Source organism: Aureliella helgolandensis, assembly GCF_007752135.1.
Classification (GTDB): Bacteria; Planctomycetota; Planctomycetia; order Pirellulales; family Pirellulaceae; genus Aureliella; species Aureliella helgolandensis.
This window is the reverse complement of the sequence record NZ_CP036298.1, coordinates 3,174,360-3,201,199: the sequence shown is the minus strand read 5'-3', so window position 1 is coordinate 3,201,199 and position 26,840 is coordinate 3,174,360. Positions and strand designations below refer to the sequence as shown.

Here is a 26,840-nt window from a genome sequence, read left to right as displayed (position 1 = left end):
AGGAGACACCATGAAGAATTTACAAATCATCGGACTTGCCGTGGATATTGCCATGATGACCTGCGCGGTTAGCGTCTCAATCCATTTGGAAGGAAGTCACATCATGTATTCGAACATCATTCACTTGACCGAGCGCTGCGGCTAGAAGCGACAGCCACATATGGCGCGAAACTACAAACAATGAAAAGCGAGATGAAGATGGTTCAACAAGTAATGATGGGTATCGGACTGACTCTGATGCTGGCGGTATCGGCAATGGCCCAGGAGCAGCCGCTGGCTAGCAGCGTCAGTAGTACACGGCCAACGGATCCGCTGGGATCATGGAATGACGGACCGACCAAAGCGGCGATCCTTCAGTTCGTGCAGGATATAACCAAAGAGGGTGGCCCGAAGTTTGTGCCGCCGGAACAGCGGATCGCGACCTTCGATAACGACGGAACTTTATGGTGCGAACAACCGGTAGTGCAGTTTGAATTCGCTGTATATCGCATTAAGGCGATGGCAGTCGATCATCCCGAATGGAAGGAACAGGAACCGTATAAATCTGTGCTTGCCGGCGACGTACAACGTCTCGTTGACGATCTGGCAAACGGCGGACATGAATTTCTGAAAGTAATCGAAACGTCCCATGCCGGTATGTCGGTGGAAGAGTTTGATCGCCACGTCAGGGATTTCTTTGCGACCGCCAAACACCCGAAGCTCAAAGTGGCTTACACACAGCTCGCCTACTCGCCGATGGTTGAGTTGCTAGCTTATCTGCGTGCCAATGGGTTCAAGACCTATATCTGTTCCGGCGGCGGAATCGATTTCATGCGAGCCACCTCGGAAGAAACCTATGGGATTGTTCCGGAAAACGTAATCGGCACTAACGGCCGAAATGTGTTCAAACAAGTTGATGGCAAGTGGCAACTGTTCAAGACGGCAGACCACCTGTTCTTAAATGACAAGGCGACCAAGCCCACGGGAATTGATTTGCACATTGGTCGCAAACCGATCTTTGCCGGCGGAAATGTACGCACTGGAGGCGACATCGGCATGTTGACGTATTGCCACAGCAACACTCTGCCTTCATTCCAATTGCTCGTCAATCACGATGATGACAAACGCGAATACGCGTATGCCGAAAAAGACAACGCTTCGCTCAAGCAGGCGAAGGCGCAGGGCTGGAACGTCGTCAACATCAAGTCGGACTGGAAGACCATCTTTTCAAAAGATTAAGTACTGGGCCGGAAAAAGCATGGCTCGACCACGTCTGGCAACCGGGCGAAATCGATCTGGTGAAGTCGTGCAAGAAAAACCACTGTCAAGAAGGCGTGAGAGAGGCTCGCCGTCCTACAACACCAACTACGAATAACAACAACTAATAACACTTCTTTTTACAGGGAACTAATAAGATGAAAAAACAATTCTTCATACCCATTCTGTCCATCGCAGTATTGCTGGTTTGCAATAACCAGTCTGCGATGGCGCAAGATGGTGCACAGTACAAAATGGACAGAACAGTTCTGCCCATTCAGCCACCAACATACGCGCCCATTGAGGTGCTGGACGCCCGAGATGCCAAGAAGCCTCCGATGTTTCAGATCAAACCACCGGAGGGCGCTCCCAACGTCGTCATCGTCATGATTGATGACATTGGCTTTGGCGCAACCAGTACGTTTGGTGGAGCCATCGAAACACCGACCTTTGATCGCCTGGCAAACAACGGATTGCGTTTCAACCATTTCCACACGACCGCTCTATGTTCGCCCACACGAGCCTCGTTGCTTTCCGGTCGGAATCATCACGAAGTCAACGTTGGCTGCGTGATGGAAATCGCCACTGGATTTCCTGGCAACCAGGGCGAACGATCGAACGACGCGAAATACTTTGCGGAAACACTACGACACAACGGGTACAGCACCGCTGCATTCGGAAAGTGGCACGAAACACCGACATGGGAAGTCTCGGTTTCCGGACCGTATTTCCGCTGGCCAACGCACTCTGGTTTTGACAAGTTCTATGGCTTTATTGGCGGCGAAACCAACCAATGGGATCCTGTGATTTTTGACGGGGTCACGAAAGTTCAGAAGAAAGACGATCCAGATTATCACTTCACCGCGGATATGACCAACGAAGCCATCAATTGGATGAAGTTTCAACAGGCGATGACTCCAGAAAAACCGTTCTTTATTTACTACGCACCGGGAGCCGTGCACGCGCCGCACCACGCACCCAAAGAGTGGATCGAGAAGTATGACGGGAAATTTGATTCCGGCTGGCTTACGTATCGCGAAGAGACGCTTGCTCGCCAAAAAGCGATGGGCATCGTTCCCCCAAATGCCAAGCTCGCACCGATGCCAACGGACATCAAGGATTGGGAAAAGCTAAGCGACAAGGAACGTGAACTATTCGCTCTGCAAATGGAAGCGTTTGCCGGTTTCACCGAGCATACTGACAACCAAGTCGGGCGACTGGTCGAGGCGATTGACGATATCGGAGCATTGGACAATACGCTGTTCATCTACATCATGGGCGACAACGGCTCGAGTGGCGAAGGCGGCCTGGAAGGGACTTACAACGAGCTCGTTCACCTGAACGGCATCTTTGATGCGGAGACCGTTGACAGCATGCTGGCTCGCGCCGACGACTGGGGTGGCCCGAACTCGTTTCCTCACTTTTCAGCTGCATGGGCGGTAGCAACGGATGCACCGTTTACCTGGACCAAGCAAATGGCCGCCGACTTTGGTGGCACGCGCAACGGAATGGTCATGCACTGGCCAAAAGGATTTAAGTCCAAGGGTGAGATTCGTTCGCAGTGGCACCACGTCAACGATGTTGCGGCGACCGTCCTGGATGCGGCGAAACTGCCACAGCCAACGATCGTCAATGGCGTCAAACAAAAGCCACTGTCCGGTGTGAGCATGCTGTACGCGGCAGATGACGCGAAAGCAAAAGACCGGCATACAACTCAGTACTTTGAGATGTTTGCCAACCGAGCGATCTATCACCAAGGTTGGCTGGCCCGCGCCGTTCATCGCGCTCCATGGAATAACGAGCCATTCCACACTTTGCAGACTGACGTCTGGGATCTCTACAACACCACGGAAGATTTTAGCCTGACGAACAATCTGGCCGACAAGCATCCTGAAAAACTGAAAGAGATGAAGGAACTGTTCAAGAAGGAGGCCATTGCCAACAGCGTCTATCCTTTGGATGACCGAGCTTATGAACGCTTCAACGCTGCCATCGCTGGCCGTCCGGACTTGATGGGTGACAGAACCAGCTTGACCCTTGGCCATGGCATGACGGGTATTCTCGAGAACACCTTTATCAACGAGAAGAACACGTCCAAAACCATCGTTGCCAATGTGGATCTAAAAGGCAGTGACCGAGGTGTGATTCTTTGCCAGGGCGGCAAGTTCGGCGGCTGGGCTTTGTACATGGACAAAGGCAAACCCGCTTACACCTACAACTGGTTCGGACTGGATAGTTACACCATCACGTCCCCGAAAGCAATTGATAAGGACAAGGCCGAGATCAAATTGGTCTTTGACTATGACGGAGGCGGAATCGGCAAAGGAGGTCTGGCCAAACTCTTTGTTGATGGTGAAAAAGTCGCCGAAGGACGCGTCGAAAAAACTCAGCCGGCGGTCTACTCGGCCGATGAAACAGCCGATGTCGGCATCGATGAATCGACGCCAGTGGCTGACAAGGTCTTTAAGGATGTTGAGGACTCGGAGTTCACCGGACGTGTGAACGACGTCACGATTAGCATCCCGGCGAAGAAGAAGTAGAAAGCTTGAACGATGCATGAGGGGCATGGAGCATGCCCCTTGTGCACCCGTTCCAACCGAGTCGGCAGGCGGTCTTCGAATAATGAACCGGGCTTGAAACCAAAAAAAGAACGGAATGAAATCGATTCCGGCATACGAAACGAATCGTCACTGCGGCAGGACAAAACGAAATCTAACAGAAGACTGAGATCAAAATGACCAAGACAACAACAATCGCGCCAAGTCTGTTTTTATCAATTCCATTGATGAAGGTCACGAGGTTGACTATTTGTGGCTGTTTATTGGTCGGGCTCTGCCTGAACATTGTCCCATTGTCGCAGAAAGCAGTGGTGGCCCAAGAAGAGGCCTCCAAGCCCAACATTGTTCTGATCAATATGGACAACTTCGGCTACGGCGAACTGGGTTGTTACGGCGGGGGTATTCTCCGGGGTGGCGCCACGTCGCGCATCGACAAACTGGCCAGTGAAGGGATGCGGCTGTTGAATTACAATGTCGAGGCGCAATGTACTCCCAGTCGCGCGGCGCTGATGACCGGCCGCTACGCGATCCGCACGGGGAACGGTTCTGTACCGCTCGAAACCGCCGATTATGGTTTGACCCAGTGGGAATACACCATGCCGGAGATGCTGGGCGATGTGGGTTATGCCACCGCCATGTTCGGCAAGTGGCACCTCGGCCAGGCGGAGGGTCGCTATCCCACAGATCAGGGATTCGATGAGTGGTATGGCATCCCCAATTCGACCGACGAGAGCCTTTGGGTCGCGAATGAAATGTTCCAGAAGTATCGGAAATTGGCGGAGGAGACCGGTGAAAATCCGATGATCAAGGAAGAGCACATTTATTTATTCGGCCAAAAAAGGCTCACCGGCAAAGGTGGTGAAAGTCTACGACGTGCCGGCAAGACTCGAGATCGACCGTGAAGTCACCGACCATGCCAAGGACTTCATGACACGCCAGGCCAAAGCCGGCAAACCGTTCTTCCTGTACCTGCCCTACACCCAGACGCATATGCCGGTGTTGCCGAGTAAGGAGTTTCAAGGCAAGAGTGGCAATGGCCGCTGGGGCGATGTGCTAATGCAGATCGATGCCTATACCGGTGAATTACTGGATAAGGTGGATGAGTTGGGTATTGCCGACAATACCATTTTCATTTTCACATCGGATAACGGCGCCGAGATGACCCCCGATCACCAGGGATGGAGTGGCCCATGGAGTGGTTCCTATTTCACGGGTAAGGAAGGGTCCTTACGGGTGCCGTTTATTGTGCGCTGGCCTGGAAAAGTTCCGGCAGGCAAGATCTCTAACGAGATCGTTCACCAGTTTGATCTGTACGCTACATTGGCAAACATTGCCGGTGGTAAGGTGCCGACAGATCGTATCATCGACAGTAAGGACATGACGGATTTCTTCCTGGGGAAACAAGAGGAGTCCGGTCGAGACGGCTTTGTCGTCTATGTCGGTAACGATATTCACGGCGTGAAGTGGCACAACTATAAGATGCTGCTCATGGAGTTTGAAGGAGATCTGGGTAATGGGAAACTGAACGTGTTCCCGTTCCCTCACTATTACGACCTCTATAGTGACCCTAAAGAACAGTATCCAGTGACCGGAGAATTGGCGGGTAGATTTTGGTCACGTTGGGGGCTTGGGCCGATTCTGGCAGAACATAGGAAGTCGCTGGCCGCAGAACCGCCAATTACACCCGGTACTCCTGATCCATACGTGCCGGCAAAAAAGAGTAAATAAGACCGCCTGGATCGGGAGCCCGCGCCGGAGAGAACATCCGGCGCGTTTTCCAATCCTTGGAACCTGCCCACGCCCACCCGAATCAAGTGACCTTTCGCTTCGCGAAAGAGTCGTCCTCCGTCGCAAAACCTATGGCAGGACAAGCTGTCCTACACCTTCTCATCATCCAATCAACGCCGAACAACCACTGGCTGCAAAACCACCGATCAAGCTAGGTATCCCGGACCCAAACGTTCCAGCGAAGCAAAACAGAGAGCAAAGCGTGAAGTCGAAGCACAGGCTGGCAGCTTGCACTACGACAGTTATTTCCCTCTCTTTCTAGGCACCTTCGATGAAAAGGTTTCGCGTTTCCCGCCCGACACGGTTGCCTAGTCGGAATAACCGCGTCCGCAGATCGCTTTGAGATGGCTGCTCGTTCATCAATCTGCATCGTCGTATCAATTGTGACGATAGCGACTCAGCGGCGGGTTCCGCGATAGTACGTGCGCGTAACTGGGTATTTGTTTTTGGGAAAGAGACCGGAGCATCTTGCCCCAGTAATCTGCGGCTGGAAGCCACAGCCACTACCAGTCACGTCGAAATCAACTTTGATCGCAAGGAAGCGAAGTCGTGCTAGGTTCATATCAAAAAAAGCTACTGTTGTTGACTCTCGGACTTTTCATCGGCGTGCAAGTCTGTCTGTCCGCATGCTTACCCCAACAAGCGGCTGCGCAATGCGACGCTTCCTGCGATTCACTGTTCAACGCGCCCGTCTGTGGTAGTTCGTGTTGGGAACGCTCCACTTTGTCCGGAGACTGGTGTGGCCTGAGGTCGTGCTTTGAGGAAAAAGGTTACACCTGGAATATCTCCAACACCAACTTTTACTCAGACATCACATCCGGCGGGCTCGACGAGACTTCCCGCTATCGCGGCCGGGTCGATATGTTTCTGAACATCGACGGAAAGAAGGTTGGCTTATGGGATGGTCTGACGATCAACCTGCACGGTGAGTCAGTGTTTGGCAGCTCGATCAACCAATTTTCTGGAACGCTTCTGCCAGTCAGCGTGGCGCAAATACTACCCGACGGAAATCGCGACGTCACGGCGCTCACAAACGTCACTTTTACGCAGGCACTGAGTGAATCCGTTTTGGTGCAAGCCGGAAAAATCAACACACTCGATGGTTTTGTTCAGCCATTCACCGGAGGAGCAAACGGCCAAGACGGGTTTCAAAACCTTGCCCTGTGTTTCAATCCAGTTCTCGTCACGGCGTTTCCCTACTCATCGTTCGGTGCCGGAATGGTCGTACTCGATGAAAACCAGGAAGCTGTATTTTCGGCGTTCGTCTACGACGCGAACAATACGCCGACCGTGAGTGGCTTTGATACGTTCTTCGATAATGGAGTGTCGCTGTTCGCTTCGGCGACCCTGCCGACTAAGCTTATGAACAAGCCCGGGCATCAGATGGTTTATGGTTTGTACAGTAGCGGGACCTACAATAGCCTCGACCCCAATCCCTATTTTGACCCAGGCCAGGGAGTGGTTTTAGCAAATCCTGACAAGACGGGTTCGTGGTTGCTGGCCTACGCATTCGACCAAGCTCTCTATGTTTCGCCCGATGATCCAACACGTTCCTGGGGTGTCTTCGGAAACGTCGGGATCGCAGACGATAATCCCAACCCATTCAATTGGGCTGCGAACATTGGCGTGGGTGGTTCCAATCCAATCGGCAATCGTCCGCAGGACACGTTCGGAATTGGCTACTTTTACGCGGGTGTTAGCGAACCACTGAAACAGCTCGCTCCGATACTGTTGCCACTTCAGGACGAGCAGGGCGTTGAGATGTTTTATAACGTCGGCGTGCCCCCCTGGTGCCACGTCACGGCAGACCTGCAAGTCGTCGAACCGGCGCGCTCGCGTGTCGATACAATGGTGATGTTTGGGTTGAGAGCCAAGTTCGATCTCTAATTCGGCACTGTTCCTTCAAGCCGAAAACAAAGAGATCAAATCATTAGTCGTAGGCGACTACGCGATCAAGAATAACTGATTGGATTTAAGCATGGTCGCAAGCACTCTGGTCGAGACGCTCACTCAATTCGGAGTCATAATCGCGATCGCCATCTTTGTGATCGTAATGCTCGCAATGGGAGCGTCCGGAACATCGATCGGTCGTTACATGGTTCCGCAAGCCGTCATCGACGTCATGTCGAAACTATTGCCGAGTTCGTTCATCACCGATGCCACCGCGACAGCCTACGGTGACTTTCAGTTGGACATGAGCGGTAACGCACGGCTGAAGAAGGTTAACGTGCATCGCAGCGATGGCATGACGATTGCCTGGGCATTCGACCCAACAATTGAGTTTCCTCAGACCGGAACGTTCGCTCTCAATAGCTTCCGTCACAATCTCAAGTCGAGCTCAGTATCCTTGATTCAAAGACGATGGAAGTGCTTTGGAGAGCGACTGCGATCGCAGATGTGTTGGTCGATGTCGACGACTCCGAGAAAGAACGTCGCACCGGTACAGCAATTGCAGAAATGCTGAAAAAGTTTCCACCACATAACGTTTGAGGTATCTGCAGATGCACACTGGTCCCCAGGTCATTAACTCGGTGTTTCTAGCATGTGCTGCGTTTGCAGCAACGATAATGCCGCATTTCAGTCAGGCTCAGGAACTGTCGTCCGTAGAAGCGCAAACGATCGCTCGTGAAGCCTACATCTTTGGTTTTCCAATCGTCGAGAGCTATCGGTCGATGTATGACTCAGCCATCGACACCACCGCGAAGGAATTCAAGGCACCACTGAATACGCTCAAACACGAGGCCAACTTATTCACTCCGGCTGACAAAGGGGTCGTGACCCCCAACGCCGACACGCCCTATTCATTCTTGTGGATGGACTTAAGAAATGAACCTGTCGTGCTGGGTGTCCCCGCCATTGAGAAGGGACGCTACTATTCGATCCAGATGACGGACCTGTTCAAGTTCAATTTCGATTACATCGGTTCCAGAGTAACGGGCAATGGCGCGGGGCAATTCCTGATCGCCGGGCCAAACTGGACAGGCGAGACGCCAACGGGCATTAGCAAAGTGATCCGATGCGAGACCGAATTTGCGTTAGCCATCTATCGGACGCAGTTGCTCGGGCCCGATGATCTTGAGAACGTCAAGGACATTCAGAAGCAGTACACCTCGAAGACTTTGAGTGAATTTGCTGGTGAGCCAAAGCCGGCTCCCGCGATCGAAACCGAGTTTCCACTCCCGTTGTCTGATGCTGGCGCGGATCTCGCATTCTTTTCAACACTCAATTTCATTTTGCCATTCTGTCCGCCTCATGCATCGGAACAGGAACTGATCACGCGACTGGCACGCATGGGTGTCATTGCCGGTGAGCCGTTCAATGTTGACGCGGTCAGCCCCGAAATCCAAGAGGCACTCGCCAAAGGTATGGCGGAGGGTGAGGCTGCGATCACGGCGGCGGCTGCCAAGTTGAAGGTCGCCGAGGTGATTGGCGCCCGCGAATTTCTTGGCAGCGACTACCTGATCAAGCGCGCCGTGGCTGCGAAGCTTGGTCGTTACACCAATTCCAAAGAAGAGGCACTCTATCCGTTGTATCTCTCGGATGCCGAGGGGAAACCGCTTGATGGGAGCGCGGCAAACTATGTATTGAACATCGGACCAGAAGAACTGCCACCGGTCAGCGCGTTCTGGTCCATCACGGTTTACGACAGCCAGAGCAACACATTGGCCCCCAATCCGATCAGCCGATATCGTATCAGTTCATCAATGATTGATTCACTTGACCGCGATGCGAAAGGCGGTCTGACAATCGCCATTCAGTTACAGTCGCCGGAAGAAGAGGCGGCCAACTGGCTGCCGGCACCGAACGGCCCATTTTACATGGTTATGCGTTTGTATTGGCCGAAACCGGAAGCCTACGACGGCACGTGGACGCCACCACTGGTTTGGAAGGCAGATTCGGCGCCGACGGCGACCGTGCAAAAGCCTGCCGGCGCCGAGGCGGCTGAAGAAGTGAAACCGTCGGTGCTGGTCGATGAGCCAAAACCCGAGATGGAGCGTCCGACGGTCTGGGGCGAACCGACGGAGGTTCAGGTGGCGATCTTTGTCATCGACGTCGATGAAGTCGATTCGGCCGACCAGAGCTTTGCCGCCAGCGTCTATTACGAAGCGAGATGGAAGAACCCGTTGTTGCGTCACAAAGGCCCCGGGCCGATGCATCGAAATATTTCCGACGTTTGGTCTCCTCGACTAACGATCATTGGCCAACAAATGGCCTGGCGGTCGTTTCCCGAGTCCGTTGACATCCAACCAGACGGCATCGTGATCTCTCGACAAAAGGTGTGGGGTCGGTTCTCGCAGCCGCTGATGCTCCGGGATTTTCCGTTCGATCAGCAGACGTTGTCGATCCAGCTTGTCGCGGCGGGACTTTCGGAAGAACACGTCAAAATGGTGCCGCTTGTCAATGAAGCGGGCAGATCCTCCAGCATCGCGAGCAAATTTTCTCTGCCGGATTTTACCGTCGAATCCTGGGAGGCCATGTCGTCTCCCTACCACCCTGACGGAGGTGACGTCGGCGTGGCGGGGTATGAAATGAAGATCAACATTCACCGTCAGTCGACATTCTATATCCTTAAAGTCATCATTCCTTTGTGCCTGATTGTCATCATGTCCTGGTTGCCTCGGTGGATTGACCCGGAGCAAACTGGAACGAATATCGGCGTTTCCACTTCCGCATTTCTGACTCTGGTTGCTTACTTGTTCGCGATTACCGTTCTCTTGCCGCGGGTCTCCTACATCACGCGTATGGACCGGTTCATTTTGCTCTCGACGCTGACGGTATTTGCCGGCTTGATCCAAACCGTCGTCAATACAGTTTTGATTCGAGGCAAGAAATTGCCACGGGCCGAACGGATCGACCGCTGGTCGCGGTTTGTCTATCCGATCCTGCTGGCGATAGTGCTGGGATATTCCTTCCTGTTTTGACAATATTGAGTCGCCGTGAGCCAAAATTCCTCAGTAAACCAATCCCGTTTTTCGCGGTTGCGATCGGCGACCGGTGCGGCGCTGACCACCAATCTTCTCACGCCGCAGCGAATGTGGATCGGCCCGGCGTTAACCGCCATCGTGATTGTGGTCGTTGGATGGATGACGGGACGAAGTGTGGAAGACGCGGTCAAGACAAACTTGGCCGAACAACTTCAGGTGTTGCTCAACGCGACAGTCGATGCGCAGATCCCTAGTGAATAAGCTTATCACCGCTCACCCGAGGGACTGGAGAATAACTGAATCCCGACGGCGGGCAAGAAGCCGCTGCTGATGTTCCGCTTCTACGGTCCGAAGGAGGCCTTCGACGACAAGACCTTCAAACTAGCAGACGTGGAACCGGTTGATTTATTAGGAGCCGCAAGTACGTACCGTGATTGTCAACAGCTTCCAGATTGACGAAGCGTTGCAACTGAAGCCTCTCTGCACAGGTGTAGCTGTTAACTCAACCTCGGTGGCACAAACGGGGAAGCCAAAGTGGAAGTGTTCTACAAAGCGCAGGTCACCGACGTTGTCTGTGTTCAGTTGGACATTCAGTACATCGCGAGCCCATCCGGAATCTTCCGTGACGCACCGGCGGTCGGGCTCCGATTCACTGTGCCCCCCTAGCACTGGTATCAGATCGAGATCGACCAAAACGGCAAGGGTGCGAGATTGGCCATTAACAGCGCAGCACCTAGTCACCCCTCGTGCAGTAGGTTGCATCGCCCTCCGGCACGACCGAATTGCGGCTCGGCGCAGCGGTGGAAAACACCGACCGCAATTAGCAGTGTAGTCAATCTGACTGCGCGCTGGCGTTGAATCCAGGCCCAACAGCCATCGCCTTTCGTGCACAATGACGAACCGTCATTGTGCACAAGTTTTCGTGCGTAAGGTCACGCCCTCCTTATGCACGAACCGGATCGAGTGCGGAGCATGCAGTCAGCAAGCCGTGCCGTTAGCATTTTGAAAACGCGGCGGAAGCGGTCTAGTTAGCTTCTTGCAATCGAGTGACTTGCCAAGTCGCGTCGGGTTGTACAACTTCAGAAATCGTTCGGTCGCCCAAATGCGCGTCGGCGAAAGCGACTTCAGCTGAATCTAGAAGGCTAACTCCCTTGCTGATCAGAGAACGTTTTGCTTTATCGACATGTTGCTGGTCGGGTGAAACTCGGAAGCCTAGCGCGTAGCGGGATACGCTCGGAGCTAGGCTAGCACGTCATGGATAACTTGGCCGTGAACGTTGGTGAGGCGGCGTTCGAGGCCGTTGTGGTAGAACGTGAGGCGTTCGTGGTCCAGTCCCATTAGGTGTAGCAGCGTGGCGTTGAAATCGTAGACAGTTGTCTTGTCGACTGCGGCCTCGAATCCGAATTCATCGCTTTCGCCGTAACTGAATCCTTTCTTGACTCCGGCTCCGGCGAGAAAGCACGTGAATGCGCTGGGGTTGTGGTCGCGCCCCGTGCCATTGGCTTGCAGGAACGGCATGCGGCCAAATTCGGTTGCCCACACGACGAGCGTATGTTCCAGCATGCCACGTTGTTTCAGGTCGGCGAGCAGCGCAGCTGTCGGCTGATCCATGATCTCGGCCTGCATGGCGTGTGTTTCGGCAATGTCGGAATGGGAGTCCCAGTTCGTGATGCCGTTGCCGCCGGCCGGGTCGCTGCCGTTGAATAGTTGGACGATCCGAACACCCTTCTCCAGCAATCGCCTGGCGAGGATGCAATTCCTGGCGTAGTGACCACGTAGTTCGCTACCACCTTCGATTCCGTACGCCTTCAATGTGGACTCGGTTTCGCCTGACAGATCCATCACTTCGGGAACTGAGGTCTGCATGCGACCCGCCAACTCGTAGCTGGCAATCCGTCCGGCGAGATTCGCATCACCAGGGTACTTTTCAAGGTGTTTCGCGTTTAGGCGCTGCAGCAATTGCACGGTACCTCGATCGGCACCCCTGGTAAGACCGGCAGGCCGGTGCAAGTTATTGGGCGGATTCTTCGCCGTGAAGTCCGCTGCTTGAAACGCCGCTGGGAGGAAGCCGTTGCCAAAGTTGTTCTTGCCGCTGCGCGCGAGACCTCGCGGATCGTTGATGGCGACGAAAGATGGTAATTCCTGATTCTCAGTCCCCAATGCGTAGGTCACCCAAGCTCCGAATGATGGAAAGCCTTCCATCGTGAAACCCGTGTTCATGAAATTCTCACCCTGCGGATGAGCGCTCGTATCGGTCGTCAGAGCGTGGAAGAAGCAGAAGTCGTCGACCTGATTGGCCAGGTTTGGCAGCAGTTCCGAGACCATTTTTCCGGTTTCACCCCGCGGTTTGAATTCCCAAAAAGGCTTGGCGATGTTGCCGGTCGGACCTTCGAAGGTGACGGCTGGGAGGCCGGGAGGCTTCTGGCCGTGAAGCTTGATCAAGGCGGGTTTGTAGTCGAACGTGTCGACGTGACTGACGGCTCCTGGGCAGTAGATAACCAATACCTGTTTGGCAGGCATCTCAAAGTGAGCGGGGCGCGCCGCATAGGGAGTATTCGGATCGATATTCGGGCGAATTGGAGTCTTGCCGCTAACCGTTCGTACATCGTCGGCTAGCAGACCATCTGCATCAAGCAGACTGGCGAGGGCGAGTCCAGCAGTCGATAGACCAGCCGTTCCAAGAAAGCCGCGGCGATCCAGCAGACGCCGACCGAGAATCGAAAGGTGTTCGGGGTTATTCATAGTTATCTCCTGTGAGTCGTAAGCGTTTGTAGCGTCGGGCGTCTGTTGTCTCGGCAGTTATCGTATGGGGCTCGCGGCTGGTGTCGTCGGGTCAGGGAATAAACGCAAATTCGTTGGAGTTGATGATTGCACGGCAGACGAACGACAGGTCGCTTGCCTTGGCCAGCGCGATACAGTCCCGACGTTCGTCCGCATCGGGTGCGCGACCGAGCAGGAGTTCAAAACAGCGATCCACGGATTGAATCTCGTCACCACTGGTATCCTGGTTCGCGCGGGCTGCGATCTGTTTTGATTGATCGATCACAAATTCGCTGTTCATCAGGTTCAACGCCTGAAGTGGCGTGGTTGACACCGGGCGTTTCGCTCGGACTTGTCCGCAATCAGGGAAGTCGAATGCTGTAAACATTTGGTCGTCAACTCGCCTCATACGTTCCTGATAGATCATGCGTCGCCACGTTGTTGGTCCGTGGTTGTCCGTGACTTCCCATTGAGCGTATCTCTTTTTCACGTTGTGTATGCGAAAGCTGCGGCCACCCAGCGACCGATCAAGCGAACCGGAAGCCAGCAAAATCGAATCGCGGATGACTTCGGCCTCTACACGCTTCGGTGGGAATCGCCAAAGCAACGCGGAGTCGCCATCGACCGCGAGTGCTTCCTCTCGCGGCTGACTCGATTGCTGGAATGCTTCTGACAGCACCATCAAACGAATCAGGTGTTTCATCGACCACGGTTGTGGGCCCGCGGCTAGCGCCGTCGGCTCACTTGAGACCGTCGGTTGCATCAGTTCAGCGGCCAACCAGTCGAGCAATTCGGGATGGGTTGGCAGACTACCTGCTGCACCAAAGTCGGAAGTAGTCGTAACGATTCCCCCTCCGAATACATGATGCCAGAGCCGATTGGCGGCAACACGAGCCGTGAGCGGATTTGACGGATCTATGAGCCATTTCGCAAACGCGACTCGTCGCTGCTTTCCGGTAGCGTCAGAATCCAAATTCAATTCGCCGTCAAGTTCGACGAGTCCCGATGCAAAGACTTCATCGCGAGGGCTCTCGGGACTGCCGCGACTGAACACATATGTCTTCGCTGGTTGGACGAATCGGGCGATGAAACTGGGTTTGGGGCCTTCTTCATTGATTTGATCAACGAGCTTCTGCACGTCTTTCAAGATTCCTGAGCGAGGCCTGTGCTGTTTGTTCAGTTGTTGATACTGCGGTGTTGCTGCGACGGGCACCCACTGGCCAGCGTCGTTCTGCACTTCGATACGATAGGGGGCGACGTGTCCCGTGTTGAGTCCTTCGAGGTAATCGGTCTCGAGGAAATCTTCGCGGTTGGAGCTTATGCGAATGCGATTGATTTCGCGCGGATCGGAGAATGTGAATTCTACCCATGGCTGTTCGTCGCTGCCCTCGGGTGACATTCCCGCCCATTGTTCCGTGCCGTACTGGCCATCATTGATGTTGTCGAGTTCTTTTCTCAGAACGGCAAATTGCTCTGGACTGTGTACCTTGGTTCCTTGGCTGGCCAATGCAAGGTTTTGGTAGCCGTACTTATTTCCAAAAACCTCCAGTTCGTCGATGTACGCGGATTTCGCGAGAAACGTTATACGCAAGGACTTCGTCGTTGTCGGTGGAAAGTAGATTTCGCGAAAACCGGTCCAGTGCTCTTCCCATGGGCCCATTTCACGCAGCTTGGCACGCAACTTGAAGACCTGTGAAAAAAGCTCTTCGCCACGAAGACGACGAGGATGATCTTCGGCCAGCTCAGGAAAGCGGCTACCGAACTCGATGTCCTGAAAAACAGCCGACATTGAGTAATAGTCGGTGATAGCGATTGGATCAAACTTGTGGTTGTGGCAACGGGCGCAGCCGACTGTCATCCCCATTGCGGATGCTCCGATTGTTTGTAGTATCTCATCCATACGATCTGCTCGCGCCTGACGTCTTGCCGCGGGTTCCTGTCCGACCGTCGCGACGGGAACGTGAGGACCGGAAACGAGATAGCCGGTTGCATCGCCCTGACCAACTGTGTCGCCGGCGATCTGCTCGAACAGAAAGCGATCGTATGGCTTGTCTTCATTGAATGCTCGGATGACGTAGTCACGATAGATCCACGCGTTCTTGCGATACATGTTGCTCTCGCTGCCGTTCGTTTCCGCCCAGCGAATGACGTCCAGCCAGTGCTGAGCCCACCGTTCGCCAAAATGCGGAGATTCGAGCAACCGATCAACCAACCCGGTATACGCCAGATCTGAATCGTTCGCATACGCGGCAACGAATTCCGCAGTCTCTTCGGGAGTTGGAGCCAGTCCCGTCAGCACGATGGATGCTCGCCGGATTAATGCTACGGGATCCGCGGCTTTGGAGAACGAAAGCTCATGTCTGGCCAGCGACTGGAGCAGGAAAGCATCGATGGGGTTTTCAGGATGTGTCTCCAATTTCGGAGTGTCGGCACGCGCGATCGGTTGGAACGCCCAGTGGTCAGACTTTTCCTCGGCAACAGCTTCCATTTGCCCCGGCCAAACAGCGCCCTCTTTGATCCAACGAGTCAGCAGATCGATCTCGTTGTCGGGTAGCCTATCCTCGTCGGGCGGCATCCGCTCGTCTTCATCGTCATGGCGAATCAGTTCTAGCAGATAGCTCTTCTCCGGTTTGTCCGGTACGATGCTCGCTAAACCAGAGTCGCCGCCCTTTAGCATCACGTGACGGATATCCAATCGCAGCCCCGATTCCTGTTCATCTTCGCCGTGGCAATACCAGCAGCGTTCTTCCAAAATCGGTGCGATATCGTTTTGGAAATCAACTCCCTGCGCCGCGACGTATCGCGATGTCAGCAGCGAAGCGATGAGGAGTACAGAATAAATAGTTGATTTAAGCATTATTTTTCGCATTGCCATTTCACGAATTGTGAGCCGACGGCGCCAGCCGCAGGCAATAGTAATACCGGTTTGTTGGTCGGCCTTGACGTAATCGCATGCGGCTCAGAGGGCTGCCTGCGATCCCTCATTCATCTGAGATGATTAACTGGTTGACGAGTTTTTGAATAGCGGGGCCACATTCTGGGTTTCGCGTGGATCGCTCCGCCGATCCAACGTGGGATCACGGAGACGACACTAAATAGTTGTTCTTTGCAAAGTCGGATAAAGCTCATCACTGTCAGTTTCCTTCTTTCTTCTTCGCGTACCACGCCTGCCGTTCCATGCCGGATGCAATACCGTCGTTATTCGTGTCGATATCGGCGAAGTTGGATTCGACCTTGGCCGCGTTCCATGTCCAGCCGTTCTTTTCCCAGATCACCTTCTCACTGGCCATGTATTCATCCTTCGACCAATCTGTGCTTGCTGGAGTGTTGTTTAATCGCCAGACTCGCACGTAGTCGACGGACATGTGCGTTGGGAAGCCATCGGCAGTGGTCTCGTTTGGTACGGGAGCCATCTGGTCATTTGCGTACGTGACGAACGGATAGCGAAGCCCGAGCGAAAGTGTTATGTGCATCGGCAAGTGCCAGTACAAGTTCGGCTTGCGTCCGACTTCCTTGCCATCGATGTACCAAACAATCTCCTCTCGCGTGTTCTTCACGGCATAGACATGATACTCCTCGCGAGGATCCCACGGCGCATCGAAGTGTGTCTTGCAGAGTTCAGGCTTATTATTGGGACGGCTCCAAACTCGATTGCCATCTTTCATCAGCACCGTGTGCAGATTGCAGTCGATCCGTGTGACAGGGAAATGCTTCTTGGTCTCGAAATCGTATTCGCACTGTTGTAACTCAACGATATCGATTTCCGAGTAGGCCACCGTTTCGCCATCACTGGCTTGGTAGCGATTTTGCGGTCCGATGCTGTAGAGCCAAAAGGAAGGGCAGGCTCCCGGATAGCGCGAGCAACCCTTGATGCGCGCCTCGAAGTAGCCGTAGGTGATCGTTTTGTCGTTGCGGGCCATGCCGGAGGTGTAGTGCAGTTGCTGCCCGCGACGCTGATGATCTACCTGCATCATTCGCAGATGCAGCGATCCGCCTTCCTGCGCGACATTGTCGGGTTCCCAGCTCCATGGCCCAAAGTCCTGCGAGTCGATGTTCCATTTTTCAGGGTCAATCGTGTCGCCATCGAATTCATCAGATTGGCCTGCAACGAACGTCAACTCCGTCGCAGCCAGTCCGACGTCGCCGGTCGGGACCGGGTCGGCCGCCGTAGCGGAAATCGCATGAGACACAAGTAGAATCGAAATGAGCGACAGGACCTTCATCGTAGTTATCCAGTGTTTTGCTTATCGTAGGTGTGCCGACGGCAGCAGTCGTGGCATTTTGGTGTTGTTTTCAAGACGGCGGCGAGCGCGGGCGGCTTACTCGTTCAGGGATCGGTTCTCAGCGAGAACGTACCGTCGAAGTATGGTAGGCGATTGGATTTCCACTGCTCAGCCTGATTCGCGTTATCAAACCAGAGCGGACGTGTATGCGCTTGGCAGAGCTGCTCCACCTCCGCAACCATCTGTTTCAGGCGTTCAGGGTACTTGGCGCTGAGATCGTTGGTTTCGCCAATGTCTTCGTGGAGGTTGAAGAGCTGCCACTTCTCATTCTTGTGGCAAATCTTCCACTGGTCTTTTCTCGCACCGACGTCCGTGCTGCTGGACTGGTGCCGAACGGTGTAGATCAATTCGCCCTCGCGTGCGTTCTCGCCTGCCAGCACGGCCTCCCAGATATCTTTGCCGTCCAGATGTTTGGCCGTTGGTATGTCGGCCTCTGCGAGTCGTGCCAATGTCGGATAGAAATCAAGTGCTGTCACAGGATGATCGTATCGCTGTCCAGCTTGCACGACGCCCGGCCAGTGAAAGAACATTGGCGTTCTGTAGCCGCCTTCGTACGTGTCGCCCTTGCCACCCCTGAGCGGAAGATTGCTGGCCCCTTGATCGGCGCGACCTCCATTATCACTGAAAAAAACGATCAGCGTATTGTCGTATTGCCCCGATGCTTTCAGCGCATCGACCAGCGAGTTGATGCCACGGTCCAACGCGTGAACCATCCCTGCGTAAATGCGTCGCTTACCCTGCAAGTTCGAAAACTGCGCCATATCTTCTTCCTTCGCAGCCAGCACGGTATGTGGTGCGTTGTAAGACATGAACAGGAAGAAGGGGCGTTCGGATCTCGACGCCCCGTTAATAAAGCGAACTCCCTCGCCTGACAGCACATCCGTCATGTAATCACTTTCTGTGAGACTGGTAACGTCCGCTCCGTTGTGTTCAGGAAATCGCTTGTAGTCCCACACGTTGCCTTTTTCGTTGTTCGCCTTGTAAGGACCGAAGTACAGGATGCCTCCGCCAAGGAAACCGAAGTAGTCTTCAAACCCTCGCCGGTTGGGATGAAACTCCGGCTGTTGCCCTAGATGCCATTTCCCCATAACTCCCGTGCGGTATCCAGCATCCTGCAGGACGGTGCTGATGAGCGTTTCATCGGGACTGATGCCCTGGTCGCGGTACTGTCCGGAACTGTCATCGGGCAAATTGAAGGGAGCACCAAATTCATAAGGGTATCGCCCCGACAACAATGCCATGCGACTAGGCCCGCAAAACGGATGGACGACGTAGGCGGAGGTAAAAACAATGCCGTCTGCTGCCAGTTGGTCCAATGTTGGCGTGCGGATGTCAGTCGCCCCATTGAATCCAACGTCGCCATAGCCGAGGTCATCAGCCAAGATCAATAGAATGTTGGGGCGCGCGGGGGAATCCTGGGCGGTGCATGTAAACGTCGCCGTCATCGTTAAAATGACGGCAAGCAACTTTGCGCCGACAGCGCTCGCTGCGGGGGATGTTGAAACGACAATCGGGGCTATGCCCGCAGCTCGCGCCGTCGGCTCACGGAAGTTAGTAGCCAAGTGGTTTTCCATTTTCAAAGAGCGTGTTGATTTCTTTTGTCGTCAGAGCCGCGTCAAACACGGCCAGCTCATCAATAGTGCCATTTAAGTTGCGAACGGAGAACCAAGGGGTTTTACGAAACGGCTGTCCCCAGTTTCCGATTTCCGCGGGACCGATACGAAGAGTGTCGATGTAGAATTTGTCGATGATCTCTTCGCTTCCAACTTGCATGCCATTGGCGTATTGCACAACGCGGCGGCCTACCGGGTCATAAACAGCCGCAAGGTGAAACCATTGCCCACTCTTCGAAATGTCCCAGATTGGCTCTGAGTAATAGACGCGAGCAAGCCCCGCTGTCTCGACTTCACGCTGTTCCAGTTCACTGAAGGTTTGCACGCTCTGAGTGTCGTCGACCATCACGGAAAACATCAGACGACCATCGTTGCGAATCTGCCAATGCGACTCGCCGGTCTCGTAACCGTCGCTCATGAACAACGCGTTGTAAACGTGTTCGAGGCTGTCGATTCTGACCCAGCATGCAAATGTAAATGCCTTGAACTCGCGGTCGATCCGAGTACGAACACGCGCACCGGGATGGCCGAATGCGAGTCCGGTTGACTTCGGTCCGAATCGCCCGGTGGCACGTTCAACCGGACCCACGAGCTTGCCGTCGAGAATGTCGCCTGTGCCAGCTGCATTGCGAACAAAGCGTTGAGCCAAATTCTCGGCAATTGGGAAATAGGCGACCAAACGCTCGTCTTGCCGTAACTTCTGGGACAGAGCCTGCCAAGTATCGAAACGCTCCGATGCGGCGTTCTCCTGGCGAATTCTCAGTTCATCCAACGTGCTGAGCCCATTCAACGATTCGGGCGTTTCTGTTCCAATTAACCATTGCCGCTGTCCGGTCAGCAGGTGATTGCCATTATGTTCTCCGCCTCGAATCTCGACTTCACCGTCGATTACCTCAACGCGAGCGTTTTCCGCTCTCACTTCCAGTGCAAACTCTGTCCCCAGATCGACTATCTCGGAACCAGCCGCTCTGACAATAAAACCGCGGGCCGCGGGAGGGACATTCGCGCGTAGCCGACCGCTTGTCACTTCGACTGACCAATCCGACTCAATGTTCAAAGCCGCAGGGCCCTCAACGATCAGCGTAGCACCGCAAAAAAAGTCAATCTCGGCGACGCCTTCTTCAAATTGCAGGCTTCCGTTCGTCAGGACATCGCCGTCCCGATATTCGTTTCCGCCAGCAGTCCATTTCAAATCAACCGATCGCCGCAGTGTCGCATGCCCCGCAATCTGCGATTCCTTGATAGTCTCAGTTTGCTCGCCCTTATCGGCCACATTCGTCGTGCTATTTTCCTGCTGTCCAAACCAAAAGGTGGCAACACCAACAGCAATGAGCATTGTTGCTGCAATCGCAAACCGACTAAGCTTGAGACCTCCAGCCAAGGACCGATGCGTCGATTCGTTTTGCTTCGCGAAACGAACTGGGACATCTGTCTTGGAAGAATTCACTGAGAATGCACCCGATGCGATTTCACCGAGGGACTCACAGAGCCTGACGGCCCGTAGATACTCGGCCCGGACTTCATGATCCTGTTCGATGGCATCCTGCAACCGATCAAACTCTGCCGGAGTAGCGGTTTGGTCGATCGCCTTAAAGATCAGATTTCGCGTCATTTCATCCATTGCTAACCTCAGCAGCGATTCGTTGCGCGACGCATTCGAGAAGGCGTTTTCGCAGCACATTGACTTTTCTGTATAGCCGTCGGGCGGCTTCTCCCGTTTCCTGCGCGATGTTGGCAATCGACTCGCCCGGAGAATGAACGCTCAAGACAAGTCGCCGTTGATCTTCCTGCAGCTTTCCAAGACATACCTCAATCGCCGATTGCTCCATCTGCTGCTGATCGAGATTATCCAACGCCGCCTGAGCCAGCCGCTCAATCACGGTCTCGCGAAACACCAGCCGATCTCGCGCTTTGTTACGCTGCCAACTCATCGCCTTGTAGCGGGCGATCACGCAAGCCCAGCGAATGAACCCATCAGCCGACTCTTCCGAGCGCTCAGGATTGAACTCTGAGAACTTTTTCCAGCATTCAAGGGCGGTATCCTGCACGACGTCATCCACGCCATCCCGCGACGGCAACAACGAACGCACGAATCGCCGGATCGACAGGTCATGTCGAGTCAACAAAGCGACGAATTCTCGGTATCGCTGCTCGCGTTCAGGTTCGTGGTCCATTTTTGGTGCCCAGTGGTTGGTGTTTTGGGGCGTCCCGACGAGTAAATATTCCGCGGCTATGCAGAATTACCGCTACCTTTTTATATTTTCTCGAAAAATTGGGCGGGGCTCGGTACTGAGCCATCTGAATCCCACAACGTGACCGATTGGAGCCCCGTTGTGAATTCGAATAGTTGACGCTTTTGTTCGCGTTTAGCGGCAAACCCTCCGCGATTACGACTTGCGGCCAAAGGATATTGGGCGGGAGTGCTTCAAGACTTGGGCAAGATAGTTGGTGTGACAGCGCTTGCGGCTCGGGGTGAAGCCAAAGTCAAACTGACATCTTTTCGGTGATTACGAACGGCTCCGTAATATCGTTATGTCGAACCGTCAGTGCGAGTCACTTGTGCCTGCAGGTCAGCTGCGGTCACGCCCACATCAGCGCGCTGCCTGAGAAGCAATTTTGCCAAATCGACGTCACAGTAGCCACCAGTCAACCTCCCATCGAGATAAACTCAGGCGGTGAGGAGCAAGATCGAAGGCAGGTTGCGACAAAGGAAACGCCCTTTGAGGATATCATTTCGAATGCTCGAAACGGTCGAGTTTTTTCTGACAGCGACTGCCGTCCGTGCCATTCAAGGAACCGACCTGAGTCACATGCGCTCAATTTTAACTCGATTCCGCCTAGCGACTGAGCACTGATCGCGGCCGCTTGTCGTACTCGAAGTCGGACAATCTGACGCGAATTCTGCCAGATCGCTCAACCACACCGCTTGGGGGCCACGCCGGAGCGCTAAATGCGATCGGACTAGCAGCAATGTGCGCCACTTTCTTAACCGAATGAGTTACGGGAACTGTTGATTAAAAATCCATTGTTACGTTCTCTGGCAGGGATACTCTCCACGCAGTCTGCGATATTCCTCCTGCACACTATGTGAGGGTGGCCTTTGGCTGGCAACTTGCCAACGAGAAAACCTCTGGACGCCAAGCCGATTTCAATCTGCGATGGAGTATTTCGCCAAAGTTCCCAATAAGCCGTCAATGGGCGAGAACTCGCGCGGAAAAGTCCCGAATGTCATGACAAATAGATGGGATGACGACTGAAGTGCGGGCGACGATTCGCCCGGACTGGGACTGGGACTGGGGCGCGGCGGCGATGGTTGGCATGCTCTGGATCACCGTGGCGTGGACCAGCGTCCGGCTGAAGCTGGGCTGGCTGACGCACTTTGCGGACTAGTTGTGGATGTGTCAGCTCAGTTTGAAGGCGTCCTTCTTCTTTTCGGCTGAGTATTCGCCAGAGAATTTGCGGAGGGCATAAAGCGTCGTCCAGGGCTGGAGGGTCATTTTCTTCACGCCGCAGATCTTGCTCAGCCCGCCGGGCGGAAGCGGGCGGTTGCCGGGCACCTTTGAAAGCATCACGGCCCAGGCGTCGGTGGCGGTGTAGTAGGCGCACACCGACACGTCCATCGGGTTGCCGCTCAGCATGGCGCCGGCGACCTCGGGCGTCGAGAAGTAGTCGATGGGGGTGCCGCCGAAGACGTGGCTGATAGTGGGCTGGCCGACGAGGGTCAACCAGTCGGCCTTGGCCTGGACGCTGCGGTCGTCGGCGGGGTCGTCGGCGGTGCCCACGTGGGACATGTACGTCACGCCCGCCAGTATGTAGCGGAACAGGTAGCAACCGCTGATGGGCCCGGTGAGCACGCCGTGGCCTAGCGGCGCGACGGTCGTGCGTCCGGGCACGTACTTCAGGAAGAAGAAGGGCCAGGTCGATGCGCTGCGGGTGAAGCCGCTGACGACGCCGCGGTGGCCGCCCATACCAGGTGCCGGTGCGGGCGCGCGGTGTGCGCCCATCTGCGGAATCACACCCGGGCGCGGCGGCATCGGCGGTGGCGGATCAGTCCAGATCTGGCCGGCGACGTTGTCGACTTGATTGGGCAGCGCGCCGTTGACGACCAGCAACGCCATTGCCGGCGAGTCGGACATGATCGGCTTGATGACATAGTTGACGTACGTACCGACGAGGTTCGTGGGATCCGGCATGCGTGGCTCCTATGACTGATACTGACTGATACTGACTGATAGGAAAAAACTGATAGGAAAAAACTGATAACTGACTGATACTGACACTGACCGATAGGAAATTTGACTTCCAGGGAGTGTACCAGACAATCTACTCAACTCAAAGGATTCGAGTGCCGAATAGCGGGCGCGCCCACTTTTCAGCATTCGAATCCCCGAGGCCGTTTCTGGTGGTGGCGAGCCGACTGGCGGCTTGTTGGAAGGTAACTGGCACGTCGCTGCAGGCAAAATAGACGTTGATCCCACAGCTCGCGCGAAGACTCCTTCTGCCGCCCCGCGTCGGGGATGATTAGAAACTCGCCAGGAACGAGGCCTATAATTAGATTTGTGTTTGGCTAGCATATGAGAGTGTTCTTTAAACCACATTTATTTAAGGAGCTTGGAGCATGGACGTGATGTCGACGAGGAAGGCAGAGGAGTTTGCGAAGGAGCTGGCTGGTAACACCACGCCGTTAAATGAGCTCCAGGTGGTCATGCGTTCGTTGCTGAAGTCGGTCCTGGAACGAATGCTCAACAGCGAGCTGGATGTGCATTTGAGCGGCGGCAGTTCGGATAGTCGAACGGCTGCTACACTCGGAAGTTGAGAGCCAGGCAGATGTCGACATAGCGGCGGCTGTAGCAGCCGGGAATCGCCGTAGTGGAAAACCTGTCGGTCCACACCGCTGGCAGGAAGTCAAATCAAACCGAGACCGGTCCGCACGATCGAAAAAGAGCGAGAGGCAGCAGACTTAGCAGACACAGCTCACTTGGACGACGGTCCGCCATACCTCGCGGCGAGTAGTTGAGCAAAGCCTGACGGTCGGCGACCGACTGCTTTCGTGACTCATGTCAAACCGTCATTTCGCCTAGCACTTCGATGCCCCTGACACGCCCTCATGAGCAGCCTGGCAAGGGAACTTTCCGCTCTAAATCTGCCGGAGAAACTTCCATCCTTGCGGCTTGGACGCGATTCGATGAATTCTCAGCCCTACGGAGGTTGCATCGCTCTCAGTGTAGGAAATTTCGGCCCGAAGAAAGAGTCGGTCAAAAACGCCGCTAAGACAAAAAGTACCATACCATTTCCGCGAAATTCTCCAGGCTGGTTGCTTATCTAACTTCCGGGTTGGCAAGGTTTAACAATGGAGGCACGCTACCAGTAATTTGCCGAAGTCCTCGCCAGTCCAGTCAACGAACATGACGCACAATTCCGAGTGCCTTTCGCTTACGGTCGATACTTCCGTTAGTTTGCAAGCACGCTCTGGCGAGGTGAGCAAAAAAGCTTCTACGGCAACTTGAAGCGTGCTGCGTCAATGGGCTGATTGAATTGGACCTTCTCTAGCTTGATGATAACATCGATTCCGCCGGGCAAATGTTTAACGGATGTGTGCCAGGCGATGCGGTCACCGGCAGCGCGATAGTCGGCGAATTCCTCGATGACATCGATTTTGCCAACTGGTAGAGATTGCTTGGATCTTCTTCGAACGAGAAACCCCGTTACGGTTGAGAAATATTCGATCGTCACGTCACCGCTGGAAGACTTTAACTCGACACGATAACAATCTTCATCTTGGATCTTTTCAATTCCGATTGTCTTCATGGACTCGTAATACTTTTTCGGATGAAGCCGCGCTTGCAGATCAGCTTCTTGTTGAGCCTGCAAAAGCTCAGCACCTTGTAACTTCCGCGCAGGAGCCGCCCCCGCTTGTGCCCATGCAACTTGACCGTCGCTACCTGATTTCTCCATGCCCGTAGCGCCCAGATCACTCTGCATACACCACTTGCCGCCGTTCGCATAAATGAGTTCAAAGCTTCCCTTGATGCCAGCCCGAGGAATCACCAAACTACCTTGGTTCGACATCGAGGAAGACGCCTCGTAAGCGAATCGACCACCGGTGACTTCCACAAACTTCGCGATGATTGCTTCCGCCGTTGGCAACTCGGCCTTCCTAGGCATAGACTTAGTGTTTGTCTCCGTCGACTCTTCCTTGGAACCTTCGGTGGTTTTGAGTGGCACTTCAGTTGTATGACCAGCTTGATGCATACGTAACGCGACGATGGCGTCCTCTGCGTCGCGAACGAACTCGACTTGAATCTTGTCTGGAGCCATGGCGAAGGCCCAGAGGTTACCTTGCTCGGGTTCGAGCAATTCAAAAGTCATCTGACTGGGTACATCCAAGTAGAGCTTCTCGCCTTGTGCCGAAACTGTAAACTCTTCGTTTTGAAACTGTGCGAAGTTGGCGGTAAATTGGCCCATATAGGGCTTCAAACGCTCAGCAACTTGACCGTCGTCAGCACCACTGAACAACAAGCGATCGATGGCGGCCTCCATGCGAAGCGGCGTCTGTCCGCCGCGTGATTGTGTGAAGTAGGCGATGATCAGATTGTGTTTAGGCCACGCCCAAGCGATGGTGCCGTCAGACCCACTGTGTCCGAATGCGACAACCGGCGAATTCTCATCGACTCGGTAAGTCACCAACATTTGTCCGTAGTAAGCCTGCAATCCTCGAAAGCCCGTCGGCATGGGCTTCTCCGTTCCCATGCCCGTCAATCGCGAAGTCGGATCGACCATGCGGCGGATGGCTGAGGTATTTAATACACTCCTTTCGCCAATCTGACCACGGTTCAGCAACATGGAAAGGAACTTGGTGTAGTCGGTAGCCGTTGAATAGAGCGTCTGTGATCCCCAGGCGAAGGGATAGAACAAATCATCGCTTGTCTTCCAGAAGGCCGACCAACTCTTCGGTCCGCCTAAGTACAGCGTTGCGATGTCCTGAAACCGCGGATGCCCTGAATCTATACCGTAAAAGGTATTTTGCATTCCGAGAGGCTTTATTAATTCGCGTTGAACGAATTGATCCATTGTCTCTCCCGAGACCTTCTCCACCAAAGCGGCGACTACATCAGCACCTGCGTCGCTATACCAGAATTTAGTGCCGGGCTCGAACTGCAACTCAGCTTGTGCGGAGGCTGCAACCTGCTCGGAGAGTGAAGAGAAATCCTTCGGAGATTGCAGAATCGTCAAAGGAAGACCCGATCGATGAGTGAGTACATGTTGCACCGTGATCGCTCGAGTCGCTTCCGTTCGAAAGCTGGGTAAGTACTTGGCCACGGGTGCGTCTACCTGTAACTCACCGCGATCGATCAGTATTTGAGCGGCCGCCGAGGTGAGCGACTTGGTCATGGAGCGAATGTTGCAAACGGTGTTGTTTTGCCACTTCCTCTCGGACTCGCGATCGGAGTAGCCCAAAGACTCGTGCAGCAAAACCTTGTCAGCTTGAATCACCAACAACTCTGCCCCAACGGTCCTATCTTGTTCAACGTAGCGGGCCAATTCCGCACTCAGCAGCTGCAGGGCGCGCTCGCTGATCGTGACTGGTTGCGTGCGCGCGTTCTGCGTATCCTCAGCTCGTACTATCCAAGCGGACAACAAGGTAAGAGTGGCAGAAACAAGGAAGCGTCCCAATCG

General features: G+C 54.3%; 19 protein-coding genes and 1 pseudogene. 12 read left to right on the top strand and 8 right to left on the bottom strand.

Translation table 11 applies throughout. The features are described 5' to 3' along the window. The first annotated feature begins 10 nt into the window (after window positions 1–10). The 10 genes and pseudogenes from Q31a_RS31120 to Q31a_RS31385 form a co-directional block, all read left to right on the top strand. A complete protein-coding gene (locus tag Q31a_RS31120) occupies window positions 11–145 on the top strand; it encodes a hypothetical protein (protein WP_261342712.1) in 135 nt (44 codons plus the stop codon). 53 nt (window positions 146–198) lie between these two features. Beyond that, window positions 199–1,218, top strand: coding sequence for an HAD family hydrolase (locus Q31a_RS11470; protein WP_231691159.1), 1,020 nt, complete (start codon window positions 199–201; stop codon window positions 1,216–1,218). A gap of 176 nt (window positions 1,219–1,394) precedes the next feature. Beyond that, a complete protein-coding gene (locus Q31a_RS11465) occupies window positions 1,395–3,776 on the top strand; it encodes an arylsulfatase (protein ID WP_145077667.1) in 2,382 nt (793 codons plus the stop codon). A 194-nt stretch (window positions 3,777–3,970) separates the two neighbouring features. Further along, complete coding sequence (locus tag Q31a_RS30145) at window positions 3,971–4,696, top strand: sulfatase-like hydrolase/transferase (protein ID WP_197356692.1); 726 nt, start codon at window positions 3,971–3,973, stop codon at window positions 4,694–4,696. After that, a complete protein-coding gene (locus Q31a_RS30140; protein WP_197356690.1) occupies window positions 4,653–5,522 on the top strand; it encodes a sulfatase-like hydrolase/transferase in 870 nt (289 codons plus the stop codon). Before Q31a_RS30145 ends, Q31a_RS30140 begins: the two co-directional genes overlap by 44 nt. 609 nt (window positions 5,523–6,131) lie before the next feature. Further along, a complete protein-coding gene (locus Q31a_RS11455) occupies window positions 6,132–7,469 on the top strand; it encodes a carbohydrate porin (protein WP_231691158.1) in 1,338 nt (445 codons plus the stop codon). A 91-nt stretch (window positions 7,470–7,560) separates the two neighbouring features. Further along, on the top strand, window positions 7,561–8,046 hold the full coding sequence (locus tag Q31a_RS11450; RefSeq protein WP_145077665.1) for a hypothetical protein: 486 nt from the start codon (window positions 7,561–7,563) through the stop codon (window positions 8,044–8,046). A 37-nt stretch (window positions 8,047–8,083) separates the two neighbouring features. After that, complete coding sequence (locus Q31a_RS11445) at window positions 8,084–10,504, top strand: DUF1254 domain-containing protein (protein WP_231691157.1); 2,421 nt, start codon at window positions 8,084–8,086, stop codon at window positions 10,502–10,504. Window positions 10,505–10,519: 15 nt separating this feature from the next. After that, window positions 10,520–10,768, top strand: coding sequence for a hypothetical protein (locus Q31a_RS11440; RefSeq protein WP_197356688.1), 249 nt, complete (start codon window positions 10,520–10,522; stop codon window positions 10,766–10,768). A gap of 270 nt (window positions 10,769–11,038) precedes the next feature. Further along, a pseudogene (locus tag Q31a_RS31385) lies at window positions 11,039–11,173 on the top strand (carbohydrate porin); the annotation flags it as partial. Window positions 11,174–11,746: 573 nt separating this feature from the next. On the opposite strand, the gene Q31a_RS11430 reads toward Q31a_RS31385, so the two are convergent. From Q31a_RS11430 to Q31a_RS11405, 6 genes are all read right to left on the bottom strand, one after another. Further along, window positions 11,747–13,249, bottom strand: a complete 1,503-nt coding sequence (locus tag Q31a_RS11430) for a DUF1501 domain-containing protein (protein ID WP_145077661.1) — start codon at window positions 13,247–13,249, stop codon at window positions 11,747–11,749. A gap of 91 nt (window positions 13,250–13,340) precedes the next feature. Beyond that, window positions 13,341–16,124: a PSD1 and planctomycete cytochrome C domain-containing protein gene (locus Q31a_RS11425; RefSeq protein ID WP_231691156.1), complete on the bottom strand. Its 2,784-nt coding sequence runs from the start codon at window positions 16,122–16,124 to the stop codon at window positions 13,341–13,343. Between the two features lie 277 nt (window positions 16,125–16,401). Then, window positions 16,402–17,490, bottom strand: coding sequence for a kappa-carrageenase (locus Q31a_RS11420; RefSeq protein WP_145077659.1), 1,089 nt, complete (start codon window positions 17,488–17,490; stop codon window positions 16,402–16,404). A 104-nt stretch (window positions 17,491–17,594) separates the two neighbouring features. Continuing rightward, complete coding sequence (locus Q31a_RS11415; RefSeq protein WP_197356684.1) at window positions 17,595–19,112, bottom strand: sulfatase-like hydrolase/transferase; 1,518 nt, start codon at window positions 19,110–19,112, stop codon at window positions 17,595–17,597. Then, entirely contained in the window at window positions 19,102–20,775 is a 1,674-nt protein-coding gene (locus tag Q31a_RS11410; RefSeq protein ID WP_231691155.1) for a LamG-like jellyroll fold domain-containing protein, read from the bottom strand. The genes Q31a_RS11415 and Q31a_RS11410 overlap by 11 nt, the downstream gene beginning before the upstream one ends. A 1-nt stretch (window position 20,776) precedes the next feature. Further along, the gene (locus Q31a_RS11405) at window positions 20,777–21,337 is read right to left on the bottom strand and encodes a sigma-70 family RNA polymerase sigma factor (protein WP_145077653.1); all 561 of its coding nucleotides are present in this window, start codon (window positions 21,335–21,337) and stop codon (window positions 20,777–20,779) included. Between the two features lie 1,072 nt (window positions 21,338–22,409). Between Q31a_RS11405 and Q31a_RS30135 the strand changes: the two genes are divergently transcribed. Next, on the top strand, window positions 22,410–22,553 hold the full coding sequence (locus Q31a_RS30135) for a hypothetical protein (RefSeq protein ID WP_197356674.1): 144 nt from the start codon (window positions 22,410–22,412) through the stop codon (window positions 22,551–22,553). A gap of 11 nt (window positions 22,554–22,564) precedes the next feature. Here the strand turns inward: Q31a_RS30135 and Q31a_RS11400 are convergent, their stop codons facing one another. Then, entirely contained in the window at window positions 22,565–23,356 is a 792-nt protein-coding gene (locus Q31a_RS11400) for a hypothetical protein (protein WP_145077651.1), read from the bottom strand. A 425-nt stretch (window positions 23,357–23,781) separates the two neighbouring features. Here Q31a_RS11400 and Q31a_RS11395 point away from each other — a divergent pair, with 425 nt between their 5' ends. Beyond that, window positions 23,782–23,979, top strand: a complete 198-nt coding sequence (locus Q31a_RS11395) for a hypothetical protein (protein ID WP_145077649.1) — start codon at window positions 23,782–23,784, stop codon at window positions 23,977–23,979. A gap of 677 nt (window positions 23,980–24,656) precedes the next feature. Here the strand turns inward: Q31a_RS11395 and Q31a_RS11390 are convergent. After that, complete coding sequence (locus tag Q31a_RS11390; protein WP_145077647.1) at window positions 24,657–26,837, bottom strand: serine hydrolase domain-containing protein; 2,181 nt, start codon at window positions 26,835–26,837, stop codon at window positions 24,657–24,659. Between the last annotated feature and the right edge of the window lie 3 nt (window positions 26,838–26,840).

What these genes read in the sequence shown, in the direction of transcription:
- Q31a_RS31120 (WP_261342712.1), top strand. Translation starts at nt 11, where the DNA reads ATGAAGAATTTACAAATCATCGGACTTGCCGTGGATATTGCCATGATG.
- Q31a_RS11470 (WP_231691159.1), top strand. Translation starts at nt 199, where the DNA reads ATGGTTCAACAAGTAATGATGGGTATCGGACTGACTCTGATGCTGGCG.
- Q31a_RS11465 (WP_145077667.1), top strand. Translation starts at nt 1,395, where the DNA reads ATGAAAAAACAATTCTTCATACCCATTCTGTCCATCGCAGTATTGCTG.
- Q31a_RS30145 (WP_197356692.1), top strand. Translation starts at nt 3,971, where the DNA reads ATGACCAAGACAACAACAATCGCGCCAAGTCTGTTTTTATCAATTCCA.
- Q31a_RS11450 (WP_145077665.1), top strand. Translation starts at nt 7,561, where the DNA reads ATGGTCGCAAGCACTCTGGTCGAGACGCTCACTCAATTCGGAGTCATA.
- Q31a_RS11445 (WP_231691157.1), top strand. Translation starts at nt 8,084, where the DNA reads ATGCACACTGGTCCCCAGGTCATTAACTCGGTGTTTCTAGCATGTGCT.
- Q31a_RS11430 (WP_145077661.1), bottom strand. Translation starts at nt 13,249, where the DNA reads ATGAATAACCCCGAACACCTTTCGATTCTCGGTCGGCGTCTGCTGGAT.
- Q31a_RS11425 (WP_231691156.1), bottom strand. Translation starts at nt 16,124, where the DNA reads ATGCTTAAATCAACTATTTATTCTGTACTCCTCATCGCTTCGCTGCTG.
- Q31a_RS11420 (WP_145077659.1), bottom strand. Translation starts at nt 17,490, where the DNA reads ATGAAGGTCCTGTCGCTCATTTCGATTCTACTTGTGTCTCATGCGATT.
- Q31a_RS11410 (WP_231691155.1), bottom strand. Translation starts at nt 20,775, where the DNA reads ATGACGCGAAATCTGATCTTTAAGGCGATCGACCAAACCGCTACTCCG.
- Q31a_RS11405 (WP_145077653.1), bottom strand. Translation starts at nt 21,337, where the DNA reads ATGGACCACGAACCTGAACGCGAGCAGCGATACCGAGAATTCGTCGCT.
- Q31a_RS30135 (WP_197356674.1), top strand. Translation starts at nt 22,410, where the DNA reads ATGACGACTGAAGTGCGGGCGACGATTCGCCCGGACTGGGACTGGGAC.
- Q31a_RS11400 (WP_145077651.1), bottom strand. Translation starts at nt 23,356, where the DNA reads ATGCCGGATCCCACGAACCTCGTCGGTACGTACGTCAACTATGTCATC.
- Q31a_RS11395 (WP_145077649.1), top strand. Translation starts at nt 23,782, where the DNA reads ATGGACGTGATGTCGACGAGGAAGGCAGAGGAGTTTGCGAAGGAGCTG.